Genomic DNA, 11192 nt, shown 5'->3' with positions numbered 1-11192 from the left:
TTACCTGATTCACGCCGGAGTCATCGAAGGCCCTGCAGTGCCCTTGCCACCCCTGCCCCGGGCTGCGACCCCGTTGGCCGCCGTCGAGCCGATATCGGCCCCGCTGGGCGGGCTGCTGGTGTATCACGCCCGCCCCGGTCAGTATCTGGAAGCCGGGCAACTGGTCGCTGAAGTCATCGACCCGCTCAGCGACCGGGTGACTGCCGTGCACAACCGCCAGCCTGGCCTGCTGTATGCCCGCAGCGTTCGGCGCATGGCCACGACGGGCATGGTCATCGCACATGTCGCCGGTGAACAGGTGTGTCGCAGCGGCTACCTGCTGGCCAACTGACCCGGTAAAACCAAACCGCCGGGCCGGTGGTCAGTAGAAGCACAACCTTCGAAGGACCCGACGGCCCCATGCCAAGCCCTCCTGACATTGCCAATGCCTGGTTTCGCATGCGCGGCTGGAAGCCCTTCGCCTTCCAGCGCCAAGCCTGGGCCGCAGTCGGCCGTGGCGAGTCGGGGCTGCTGCATGCCAGTACCGGCGCCGGCAAGACCTACGCCCTCTGGCTGGCGGCACTGCGCACCTTCGCCAAGCCGCGCGCAGGGCGTCAGCCGGCGCCATTGCAGGTCTTGTGGATTACCCCCATGCGCGCGCTGGCGGCCGATACCGCACGCGCATTGCAAGCGCCGCTGGACGACCTTGGCCTGAACTGGAGTGTCGGCGTGCGCAGCGGCGACACTGGCAGTACCGAGCGCGCCCGCCAGGCCCGGCGCCTGCCGAGTACATTGATCACCACACCCGAGAGCCTGACCCTGCTATTGACGCGTGCGAATGCCTGCGATGATTTCGCCAGCCTGCGCATGGTCGTGGTGGATGAATGGCACGAACTGCTCGGGAACAAACGCGGCGTACAGCTGCAATTGGCCCTGGCACGCTTGCGTCGCTGGCATCCGCAACTGGTGACCTGGGGGCTGTCTGCCACCCTGGGCAACCTGCCGCATGCGCTCGAGGTACTGGTGCCAAAGGGTGGCCAACTGATAAAGGGCCGCCAAGACAAGCGCCTGGTCGTCGACACACTCCTGCCCGAGACCATCGAACGCTTTCCCTGGGCCGGGCACATGGGTCTGAAGATGCTCGCTCAGGTTGCCCGGGAGCTCGACAGCAGCGCCAGCAGCCTGGTTTTCACCAACACCCGTGCCCAAGCCGAACTGTGGTACCAGGCCCTGCTTGACGCCCGTCCCGACTGGGCCGGGCAAATTGCCCTGCACCACGCCTCGCTGGCCCGCGCAACCCGCGACTGGGTGGAACTGAGCCTCAAGCAGGGCACGCTCAAGGCAGTGATCTGTACCTCCAGCCTGGACCTGGGTGTGGACTTTCTGCCCGTGGAACGGGTGTTGCAAATTGGCTCGGCCAAAGGCGTCGCCCGCCTGATGCAACGGGCCGGGCGCTCCGGGCACGCCCCGGGGCGCCAGTCACGGGTCACCCTGGTGCCGACTCACAGCCTGGAGCTGGTCGAGGCCGCAGCCGCTCGCAGTGCACTTGCGGCGGGCCATATCGAGGCCCGTCGCTCCCCGCGCCTGTGCATGGATGTACTGGTTCAGCACCTGGTCAGCATGGCGTTGGGCTGCGGCTTTCGCCCCGCTGAGCTACTCACCGAGGTACGTAGCACCTGGGCTTTTTGCGATCTGCGCGACAGCCAGTGGCAGTGGGCACTGGACTTCGTCTGCCACGGCGGCAGCTCGCTCAGCGCCTACCCCGATTACCAGCGCGTCGAGGCCCACAGCGATGGCGTGTGGCGGGTTGTCAGCGAGCGCCTGGCGCGGCGCCACCGCATGGGCATCGGCACCATCGTCAGCGACGCCAGCCTGCAGCTCAAGTATTGGAGCAAAGGCGGCGGCGGCAAGCATCTGGGCAGTGTCGAGGAAGCCTTCATCGCCCGCCTGCGTCCAGGCGATACCCTGGTGTTCGCCGGGCGGATACTCGAGCTTGTGAGGGTGGAGAACATGACTGCTTATGTACGCCGCAGCACCACCCGTAAAGCCGCCGTAGCCCGCTGGAATGGCGGACGCATGCCGCTGTCCAGCGAACTGGCCGATGCCCTGGTGGAGAAACTCGACGCCGCAGCCCGCGGCCATTTCGATGATCCAGAAATGCGCACGGTGCGGCCCTTGCTCGCACTCCAAGGCCAGTGGTCGGCCTTGCCTACCACGCAGACGCTGCTGGCCGAAACCCTTGTCACACGCCAAGGCTCGCACCTGTTTGTCTACCCGTTTGCCGGCCGCATGGCCAACCTTGGTCTGGCCAACCTGATTGCCTGGCGAGTCAGCCGCAACCAACCGCTATCGGTATCCATTGCCGTCAGCGACTACGGCTTCGAACTGCTTAGCCCGGCCCCTGTGGACTGGGCAGGCCACCTGCCCGCAGCGATGTCCACCGAGCACTTGCTGGACGATGTACTGGCTAGCCTGAACGCCAGTGAAATGGCCTTGCGGCGTTTTCGCGAAATCGCCCAGATCTCCGGGCTGGTGTTCGGCGGATACCCAGGCGCGCAGAAAAGCACCCGGCAGATCCAGGCCTCCAGCGGGCTGTTCTACGAGGTGTTTCGCAAGCATGACGCCGATAACCTGCTGCTTGGCCAGGCGCGGGATGAGGTGCTGCGTGAGGAACTGGAGATCGAACGCTTGCAAGGTCAATTGGCCAGGATGAGCAAGCTGCGCCTGGATGTGCGTGAATTGCAACGGCCCGGGCCACTGGCTTTCACGTTACTGGTCGAAGGCATGCGTGAGACCCTGACCACAGAGAAACTGGCCGATCGCATTGCGCGCATGGTCGCGGACCTTGAACAAGCAGCGAGCAGGAAGGCATGAGTACGCACCTGGTCATCGAGCATTGCGGGCAAACACTGTGGCTGATGCCGGACCGCGCGCTCTATTGGCCTGCCCGGCGAGCGTTGCTGGTCGCTGACGTGCATATCGGCAAAGCCGCCAGTTACCGCGCACTGCATCAACCCGTGCCGCGCGGTACCACCCAAACCACGCTCAAGCGCCTGGACGCTCTGCTGGCAGCCTGTGAGTGCGAACAATTGATCATTCTTGGCGACTTCCTGCACGCCCGAACGGCGCACGCGCCTGCAACGATGGCTCAGTTACAGGCCTGGAGAGAACAGCACGGCGGTTTGCGCATCGTGCTGGTACGCGGCAACCATGACCGCCATGCCGGCGATCCACCAGCCCAGCTGGACATTGAAGTGGAGGAAGAACCTTGGCTACTGGCACCGTTCGCGCTCCAGCACGAACCGGTCGCACACCCTGATCACCCGGTGCTGTGCGGCCATGTGCATCCGGTATTCGTCTTGCGCGGGCGCGCTCGTCAGCGGCTCAGGCTGCCCTGCTTCCTGATGGACCAGCAGGTCAGCCTGCTACCGGCGTTCGGTGAATTCACCGGGGGATGGACTGTCGAGCCCGGCCTAGGGAGTCGCATCTACCTTGCGGGCACAGATCAAGTCTGGGCCCTGCAAGTCTGATCTCATCGAGCGTTCATGCCACCGGCGCAGGTGGAGGTTCGTCGGGCAGGGTTGGCTCACCCGGCTCCATGGGCGGCGTGTCGCCAGGTTGGGCCGGTTGCGGGGTATCCGGGTCGGGCTGACCGGGTACGCCGCCCAGATGCATCGGGGCAGGATGGGCCAGCAGGGACCATGCCAGCAAGCCGATCTGGTTGGGCTGCAGCACAGCCAGCTTCGCACTGATTACGGGATCGAGTTTCATGGGCAACTCCTGACGAGGGCCGCCACGCATCATGCATGGCGGCACTGTTCATTAGCTTGGAGTACCCGAGCGAAAACTAATTCCCCGCGCTCGTCGGCTCAGGTGCGTGGCAGGGTGACGCCGCGCTGGCCCTGATACTTGCCACCACGGTCTTTGTACGACACTTCGCATTCTTCATCGGATTCGAGGAAGAGCATCTGCGCCACGCCTTCATTGGCGTAGATCTTGGCCGGCAAGGTGGTTGTGTTGGAGAACTCCAGCGTCACATGGCCTTCCCACTCTGGCTCGAGCGGGGTGACGTTGACGATGATGCCGCAACGAGCATAGGTGCTCTTGCCCAGGCAGATGGTCAGGACGTTGCGCGGAATGCGGAAGTATTCGACGGTGCGGGCCAGGGCAAAGGAGTTCGGCGGGATGATGCAGACATCGCTCTTGACGTCGACGAAGCTGCCGGCGTCAAAGTTTTTCGGGTCGACGGTGGCCGAATTGATGTTGGTGAACACCTTGAATTCGTCGGCGCAACGCACGTCGTAACCGTAGCTGGAGACGCCGAACGAGATCACCCGGCTGTCGTGCTCGCCGCGCACCTGGCGCTCGACGAACGGTTCGATCATGCCGTGTTCCTGCGCCATGCGGCGAATCCACTTGTCCGATTTGATGCTCATGGCGGGGGTGTCCTGAGAGTTGCGAGGTGAAAAAACGAGAAGCGCATATTACCGGTCCCGGCGCTCAGGTTAAAGTTCCATACCACATCCCGCGTCAGACGGGGCTTGGCGCCCGCCGCCGATCTGAATTTCATCAAAGGCCATCTTGGTGATTGGCAGGTTGCGGAAAGTGGGTTAAGGTGACACCACTGTGCTGCACGTGACACCGAGAATCTCTAGTTTGATGCACGATCCTGATCGGCCCAACGCTGAATTTTCTGCTCTCTTTGCGCTCAGTCCCGGGCAGGGTTTTTCCTGACCGTTATCAACTTTGTCCAAGGAGACAGAAAAATGTCCAACCGTCAAAACGGTACTGTTAAGTGGTTCAACGACGAGAAAGGCTACGGCTTCATCACCCCTCAGTCGGGTGACGATCTGTTCGTACACTTCAAAGCCATCCAAGCTGACGGCTTCAAAACCCTGAAAGAAGGCCAGGCTGTTACTTTCGTCGCTACCCGCGGCCAGAAAGGCATGCAGGCTGAAGAAGTTCAAATCGCCTAAGTCGATTTAGCTTCCTCGCTTTCAAAAAAAACCCGCCTTCTGGCGGGTTTTTTTATGGCCGTTTGCAGGGGCAGCCTTGCCGGGGCGCCGGACCGGTCGTAAAGGGCCGCAAAGCGGCCCCGGCATTTCATGCGGCGGGGCATGTCGCCCGTGGAGCTGCATCATCGCCCACATGCAGGCTGCGCAGGCTCCCCCGCTTATTCAATCCTCGCTGATGGTAATGCTCGGCATCGCCGGTGCTGCCGCTTCCTGCAGCACGATCCGCGCACCCACCTGACGGGCGAGCTCCTGGTAGACCATGGCGATCTGGCTTTCCGGCTCGGCAATCGCCGTCGGCTTGCCGCTGTCAGCCTGCTCACGGATCAGCATCGACAAGGGCAGCGAAGCCAATAGCTCGACACCATACTGCGCGGCCAGCTTCTCGCCGCCACCTTCACCGAACAAGTGTTCGGCATGGCCGCAGTTCGAGCAGATGTGCACCGCCATGTTCTCCACCACGCCAAGCACCGGGATGTTGACCTTGCGGAACATCTCCACACCTTTCTTGGCATCCAGCAGCGCCAGGTCCTGCGGCGTGGTGACGATCACGGAACCTGCCACCGGCACTTTCTGCGCCAGGGTCAGCTGGATATCACCGGTTCCCGGGGGCATGTCGATCACCAGGTAATCGAGGTCATCCCAGGCTGTCTGGGTCACCAGCTGCAGCAGCGCGCCGGAAACCATCGGGCCACGCCAGACCATCGGCGTGTTGTCATCGGTGAGGAACGCCATCGACATGACCTCCACGCCGTGCGCCTTGATCGGTACAAACCATTTCTGCTCGCGGATCTGCGGGCGGGTACCTTCGGCGATGCCGAACATCACCCCTTGGCTGGGGCCATAGATATCCGCATCGAGAATGCCTACCCTCGCACCTTCGCGAGCCAGGGCCAGCGCCAGGTTGGCGGCTGTGGTCGATTTGCCGACGCCCCCTTTGCCCGAAGCCACGGCAATGACGTTCTTGACGTTGGCCATGGCCGGCACCTGGGCCTGCGCCTTGTGCGCGGCAACCACGCAGTCGATCGTTACCTGGGCCGAGCTGACACCGTCTAGGTTCTCGATCGCGGTCTGCAGCACCTGCGCCCAGCCATTTTTGAACAAGCCGGCGGCATACCCCAGTTGCAGCTGCACAGCGACCTGCCCGCCCTGGATGTCGATGGCACGCACACAGCCGGCGCTGACCGGGTCCTGGTTCAGATAAGGGTCGGTGTACTGACGAAGCACGCCTTCGACGGCGGCACGGGTGACGGCACTCATGGAGGCTCCCATTGGCATACGATTGATCGAACAGGCGCCTATCCTAACCCGTCAATCGTCAGCCGTTGCGTCCATGGGGTGAAATATATTCGCCAGCCCTTTATAGTGGCCGATCACCTTCAATTTACCCCGAGCCAGATAAGTAGCCGAGCCACCATGTCCGAGCCACGTCAGATTCTCGTCACCAGCGCCCTGCCCTATGCCAATGGGTCCATCCACCTTGGCCATATGCTCGAGTACATCCAGACGGATATGTGGGTTCGCTTTCAGAAGATGCGCGGCAACCAGTGCATCTACGTCTGCGCCGATGACGCCCACGGTTCGGCCATCATGCTGCGCGCCGAAAAGGAAGGCATCACGCCGGAGCAACTGATTGCCAATGTACAGGCCGAGCACAGCAGCGATTTTGCCGACTTCCTGGTGGATTTCGACAACTTCCACTCCACCCACAGTGAAGAAAACCGCGAGCTGTCCAGCCTGATCTACTCGCGCCTGCGCGACGCCGGTCACATTGCCACCCGTTCGGTCACCCAGTACTTCGACCCTGAAAAGGGCATGTTCCTGGCCGACCGTTTCATCAAGGGCACCTGCCCAAAGTGTGCGGCTGACGACCAGTACGGCGACAACTGTGAAAAATGCGGCGCCACCTACGCGCCGACCGAACTGAAAAACCCCAAGTCGGCCATCTCCGGTGCCACCCCGGTGCTGCGCGACTCGCAGCATTTCTTCTTCAAGCTGCCGGACTTCCAGGCCATGCTGCAGCAGTGGACCCGCAGCGGCACCTTGCAGGATGCGGTGGCCAACAAGCTCGCCGAATGGCTGGACTCCGGGCTGCAGGAGTGGGACATCTCGCGTGATGCGCCGTACTTCGGTTTCGAGATCCCGGGCGAGCCTGGCAAGTACTTCTACGTCTGGCTGGATGCGCCGATCGGCTACATGGCCAGCTTCAAGAACCTGTGCGCGCGCCGCCCAGAGTTGGACTTCGATGCGTTCTGGAACAAAGACTCCAAGGCCGAGCTGTACCATTTCATCGGCAAGGACATCGTCAACTTCCATGCCCTGTTCTGGCCAGCCATGCTCGAAGGCGCGGGCCTGCGCAAGCCGACAGCGGTCAACGTGCACGGCTACCTGACCGTCAACGGCGCGAAGATGTCGAAATCGCGCGGCACCTTCATCAAGGCCCGCACCTACCTGGATCACCTGCAGCCCGAATACCTGCGTTACTACTACGCAGCCAAGCTGGGGCGCGGCGTCGATGACCTCGACCTGAACCTTGAGGACTTCGTGCAAAAGGTCAACTCAGACCTGGTCGGCAAAGTGGTCAACATCGCCAGCCGCTGCGCAGGCTTCATCCACAAAGGCAATGACGGCGTGATGGTTGCCGGCGACGCAGCCCCGGAGCTGACCGAGGCATTCCTGGCTGCTGCCCCGGGCATCGCCGAAGCCTACGAGGCCCGCGACTTTGGCCGCGCCATGCGCGAGATCATGGCCCTGGCTGACCGTGCCAATGCCTGGATCGCCGACAAAGCCCCCTGGTCGCTGGCCAAGCAGGAAGGCAAGCAGGACGAAGTGCAGGCGATCTGTGCCCAGGGCATCAACCTGTTCCGCCAACTGGTGATCTTCCTCAAGCCGGTACTACCGCTGCTGGCTGCCGACGCCGAGGCATTCCTGAATGTCGCGCCACTGGCCTGGAGCGACCACCTGTCGCGCCTGGAAAGCCACAAGCTCAACCCGTTCAAGCCCCTGATGAGCCGCATAGAACCTGCCAAGGTCGAAGCCATGATTGCCGCCAGCAAGGAAGACCTGCTGGCAGCCGAAGGCCAGGCGCAGGCACCGGCCGGCAATGGCGAACTGGCCAAGGACCCGCTGTCGGCAGAGATCGAATTCGACACCTTCGCTGCCGTCGACCTGCGCGTGGCGCTGATCGTCAAGGCCGAAGCGGTGCCGGGTGCCGACAAGCTGCTGCAACTGACCCTGGACATCGGTGACGAACGCCGCAATGTGTTCTCGGGCATCAAGTCGGCCTACCCTGATCCATCCAGGCTCGAAGGCCGCCTGACCATGATGGTTGCCAACCTCAAGCCACGGAAAATGCGCTTTGGCGTCTCCGAAGGCATGGTCATGGCAGCAGGCCCTGGCGGTGAAGAAATCTACCTGCTCAGCCCTGACAGTGGCGCAAAGCCAGGCCAGCGTATCAAGTAACCCCCCTCAGCCCCGGCCTCACCGCCGGGGCTTTTTCATCCTCCTTGCGCATTGCCGGACAGCGCAGGCGATTCACGGCTATCGTCATTTGCATGAACGACTATGTCCTGATTCTGATCAGCGCCGCACTGGTCAGCTACCTGCTTTTGCACCGACAGCCTGCCTCCCGGCTGCGCGTACATGTGTGCGGCCTGGCCTGCGCGTTGTCGATAGTGTTGGCAGTCACCGGCGGCCAACTGCTTGAACACTGGATCGTGGCGCCTTGGCAACTGCAGGACCTGCGTATGTTCCTGCTGCTGCCCTGGCAGGCGCTACTCGCGTGGGGCATCCCCCAGACGCTTGCCAGGCTGCGCCCGCAGTGGCCCACGCAGAGCCTCATGTGGCCGATACTGGGGAATGTCATGGCACTGGGCCTGACACTTCAGGCAATAGGTGAACAGGGCGAATGGCTGGCCACGCTGAGTTGGGGGGCTCTGGCGGGGCTTGGCTTCTGGCTGGCCCTGGCGTGGTTCGACGACCTCCGTCAGCGCTGCGAACACGCACAGGTGCCAGGCGCACTGCGCGGCCTACCCATCGCCCTGCTTGGCGCCAGTGTGATGGGTATGGCGTTCTCTGGCCTCAACGGCATATTCACGCAATGAGCCCGACCATGGCACCACCTGACCCACGCCTGCGCAAAGCCATGGGCCTGGTCTTGTTGGCCTGCCTGCCTGGCCTGCTGGCTTCGTTCTGGCTACTGGGATGGGGCCTGCTCTGGAGCCTGGGGCTGTGCGCGATCAGCGCTGTTTGCTGCGAGGCGGCAGCGCTGGCGTTGCGCAACCAACCGGTCACATCGGCACTGAGCGATGGTAGCGCCTTGGTCACTGCAGTGCTCCTGGCCCTCGCCCTGCCCACCGGGGCGCCGTGGTGGTTGCCGGTGATTGCAGCGGGGATTGCCATAGGCCTGGGCAAGCAAGCTTTCGGCGGGGCCGGCCGTAACGTGTTCAACCCGGCGATGGTTGGGTACGCCTTCGTGCTGCTGAGCTTCCCATTGCAGATGAACCACTGGCCGGCACAAGCGCCAGGCTTGAGCGATAGTCTGCAGTTGGTCTTTGCCCATGGCGAGCAGATCGATGCGTGGGCTGGACCCACCGCACTCGACGGCCTCAGGCACAACCGTAGCCTGACCATCGATGAGCTGTTCGCCAGCCACCCAGGCTTCGGCAACGTTGGCGGCCATGGCATCGAATGGGTCAATCTGGCGTTCCTGTCGGGTGGGCTTTTTCTGTTGCAGCGCAAGGTGTTCAGTTGGCATGCGCCTGCAGGTTTGCTGGCAGGATTGTTTCTGTTCAGCCTGCTGGCCTGGAATGGCTCCGGCTCGGACTCCAACGGCTCACCACTGCTACACCTGCTCAGCGGCTCGACCATGCTGGCAGCGTTTTTCATTGCCACGGAACCTGTTTCCGGCCCCAAGACCGACGTCGCCAGGCTGCTGTTCGGGCTGAGCGCAGGGGCTTTGATCTACCTGATCAGGACGTGGGGCAGTTACCCCGATGGTACCGCTTTCGCCATCCTGCTGATGAACCTTGCGGTACCCTCGCTGGACCGCCTTGCCTTGCGGTATCGGCAGGTGAGGCCATGAGGCGCTACGTGCACAGCGCATTGATACTGCTGGTAGTGGGCAGCCTGGCACTGGCGAGCACGCTGGCCTGGCAGCACTGGACCCGCGCCCCCATCGCCGAGGCCGAGCAACAGTTTTACGCGCGCCGGTTCCTCTCGGTGCTGCCCCCCCACAGCTATGACAATCAACCACTGAGCACCCCTGTGCCACTCCCTGCAGAACAACCGCCGCATAGCCGCATAATGGCCGCCTACCGTGCTGACCGCGGCACGACCCCCGTAGCCGTCGTCCTGGTTAGCCAGGTACAGGGTTACGCCGCACCAATCCGTTTGACCATTGCCATAAACGTGCAAGGTCGACTGATCGGCACACAAGTGATCGAACATCAGGAAAGCCCGGGGCTCGGAGGACGCATCAGCGACCCGCAAGTGAACTGGCTCGCGCAATTTGCCGACCGTCGCCTGGAGGATCGCTGGGCACTCAAGCGCGACCAAGGTGATTTCGACCAACTGGCCGGCGCGACGGTCACTTCGCGTGCGGTGATCGAGGCACAGCAGGATGCCCTGCGCTACTTCGACCAGCATCGTGCCCTTCTGCTCGGGACGCTCGCCCATGACTAGGTTCTGGCTTTTGGTGGCAGGCCTTGCGCCTGTACTCGGCGCCACACGCACGCTCACTCAAGCCGCCGTCATCGGCACCAGCATGCTGGTGCTGACGGTGCTTCACCAGGCCCTGCTGACTCTTGTGCGCTCAAGGCTTGGCGGTGCGCTGTACACGCTGGCAAGCCTGCTACTGCTAGCGGCCCTTGTCAGTTGCCTGCAGATGGCATTGCGCGCCTGGGCGTTGCCGCTTGCCCTGGCGCTGGGTTACTTCCCGGCGCTGATCTGCCTGCAGTGCCTGGTTACGGACCACCTGTTGGTAGACAAGGACCGCTGGCGTCAACTTTGCCTGCAGATGACCGGCCTGATGGGCCTCTGCCTGTCGCTTGGCGTTATCCGTCAGTGGCTGACCGAGGGGCTGGGCATACCCTTGGCCAGTCTTGCTCCCGGCGCACTGATACTGCTCGGCATGCTGCTGGCCTTGTACAATCGTCTACGCCCGGGCCCCGCCCTCTCACGTCGTCAAGGAAAGCGTTGACC

Annotated in this window: 11 protein-coding genes and 1 pseudogene; 9 read left to right on the top strand and 3 right to left on the bottom strand. The window is 62.9% G+C overall.

Annotated features, from left to right (window positions below):
• From BLX42_RS11490 to pdeM, 3 genes and pseudogenes are all read left to right on the top strand, one after another.
• Nucleotides 1-331: pseudogene (locus BLX42_RS11490) on the top strand (succinylglutamate desuccinylase/aspartoacylase family protein); the annotation flags it as partial.
• Nucleotides 332-399: 68 nt separating this feature from the next.
• A complete protein-coding gene (locus tag BLX42_RS11485) occupies nucleotides 400-2853 on the top strand; it encodes a ligase-associated DNA damage response DEXH box helicase (protein WP_161871800.1) in 2454 nt (817 codons plus the stop codon).
• Nucleotides 2850-3509 carry a ligase-associated DNA damage response endonuclease PdeM gene (gene pdeM / locus BLX42_RS11480; RefSeq protein WP_125924220.1) on the top strand — a complete coding sequence of 220 codons (660 nt, stop codon included), beginning with the start codon at nucleotides 2850-2852 and terminating at the stop codon, nucleotides 3507-3509. Before BLX42_RS11485 ends, pdeM begins: the two co-directional genes overlap by 4 nt.
• A 13-nt stretch (nucleotides 3510-3522) precedes the next feature.
• Here pdeM and BLX42_RS11475 read toward each other — a convergent pair whose 3' ends face one another.
• Entirely contained in the window at nucleotides 3523-3750 is a 228-nt protein-coding gene (locus tag BLX42_RS11475; RefSeq protein ID WP_046787747.1) for a hypothetical protein, read from the bottom strand.
• Nucleotides 3751-3848: 98 nt separating this feature from the next.
• A complete protein-coding gene (dcd, locus tag BLX42_RS11470) occupies nucleotides 3849-4415 on the bottom strand; it encodes a dCTP deaminase (protein WP_012313046.1) in 567 nt (188 codons plus the stop codon).
• Nucleotides 4416-4745: 330 nt separating this feature from the next.
• Between dcd and BLX42_RS11465 the strand changes: the two genes are divergently transcribed.
• Nucleotides 4746-4955, top strand: coding sequence for a cold-shock protein (locus tag BLX42_RS11465; RefSeq protein WP_012273869.1), 210 nt, complete (start codon nucleotides 4746-4748; stop codon nucleotides 4953-4955).
• A 201-nt stretch (nucleotides 4956-5156) separates the two neighbouring features.
• Here the strand turns inward: BLX42_RS11465 and apbC are convergent, their stop codons facing one another.
• Entirely contained in the window at nucleotides 5157-6251 is a 1095-nt protein-coding gene (apbC, locus tag BLX42_RS11460) for an iron-sulfur cluster carrier protein ApbC (protein WP_161871799.1), read from the bottom strand.
• A 156-nt stretch (nucleotides 6252-6407) separates the two neighbouring features.
• On the opposite strand from apbC, the gene metG reads away from it, so the two are divergent.
• The 5 genes from metG (at nucleotide 6408) to BLX42_RS11435 (ending at nucleotide 11190) form a co-directional block, all read left to right on the top strand.
• Nucleotides 6408-8453, top strand: coding sequence for a methionine--tRNA ligase (gene metG, locus BLX42_RS11455; protein ID WP_125924221.1), 2046 nt, complete (start codon nucleotides 6408-6410; stop codon nucleotides 8451-8453).
• 92 nt (nucleotides 8454-8545) lie between these two features.
• A complete protein-coding gene (locus BLX42_RS11450) occupies nucleotides 8546-9094 on the top strand; it encodes an Rnf-Nqr domain containing protein (protein WP_161871798.1) in 549 nt (182 codons plus the stop codon).
• An 8-nt stretch (nucleotides 9095-9102) separates the two neighbouring features.
• The gene (locus BLX42_RS11445) at nucleotides 9103-10074 is read left to right on the top strand and encodes an RnfABCDGE type electron transport complex subunit D (RefSeq protein WP_161871797.1); all 972 of its coding nucleotides are present in this window, start codon (nucleotides 9103-9105) and stop codon (nucleotides 10072-10074) included.
• Nucleotides 10071-10673: an RnfABCDGE type electron transport complex subunit G gene (locus BLX42_RS11440; protein ID WP_161871796.1), complete on the top strand. Its 603-nt coding sequence runs from the start codon at nucleotides 10071-10073 to the stop codon at nucleotides 10671-10673. The genes BLX42_RS11445 and BLX42_RS11440 overlap by 4 nt, the downstream gene beginning before the upstream one ends.
• Entirely contained in the window at nucleotides 10666-11190 is a 525-nt protein-coding gene (locus tag BLX42_RS11435) for an Rnf-Nqr domain containing protein (protein ID WP_046787753.1), read from the top strand. The genes BLX42_RS11440 and BLX42_RS11435 overlap by 8 nt, the downstream gene beginning before the upstream one ends.
• Nucleotides 11191-11192 lie beyond the last annotated feature (2 nt).

The organism is Pseudomonas sp. SG-MS2 (assembly GCF_009933855.1).
Lineage (GTDB): Bacteria > Pseudomonadota > Gammaproteobacteria > Pseudomonadales > Pseudomonadaceae > Aquipseudomonas > Aquipseudomonas putida_E.
Note: the sequence above shows the minus strand (reverse complement) of the source record. Positions and strands in the feature narration are given on the sequence as shown.